We start from the raw sequence: 524 nt of genomic DNA, 5'->3' as shown, positions 1-524 counted from the left end.
CAAACAGGAAACGCAGCTGAAACGGGAAGCTCAACACCCACTGACGCATGGGTTGTTCAGGCAGTACTTCATCAACCAGCAAGGCGGCACTTTCGGCCATCCGCCGCGCCCCACAGCTCGGGCAGAAACCGCGACGCTTACAGCTGAAAGCGACCAGGTGCTCGGCGTGGCAAGACTCGCAGCGAACCCGTAGAAAGCCATGCTCCAGCCGCCCGCATTGGAGAAATTCTTCAAATTCCCGTTGCACATAGCCCGGCAATTCCTTTCCCTGCTCTGCCATAAGCGCAGCGAATGCCGGGTAATACTCGTCAACGATCTGATAGAGAAGGGTTTGCTCGGGTCGGTGGCTCTGGTAACGACCAGTATCCCGATCCCGGCTGGCCGTCCTGGCCGCCACATGAGGCATGTTCCGCGTCCTTGCAATACTGTGTTTACATACAGTCTATCGCTTAGCGGAAAGTTCTTTTACCCTCAGCCGAAATGCCTGCCGTTGCTAGACATTGCCAGCCAGTGCCCGTCACTCC

At 57.1% G+C, this 524-nt stretch carries 1 protein-coding gene; it reads right to left on the bottom strand.

Annotated features, from left to right (window positions below):
* Positions 1-406, bottom strand: a 406-nt coding sequence (locus tag R7044_RS27865; RefSeq protein WP_001120876.1) for an IS91 family transposase, incomplete at its 3' end; no start/stop codon positions are given.
* Positions 407-524 lie beyond the last annotated feature (118 nt).

Source organism: Vibrio sp. 1402 (assembly GCF_033340275.1).
The sequence above is the reverse complement of the archived record's forward strand: the minus strand, read 5'-3'. Positions and strand labels throughout refer to the sequence as shown.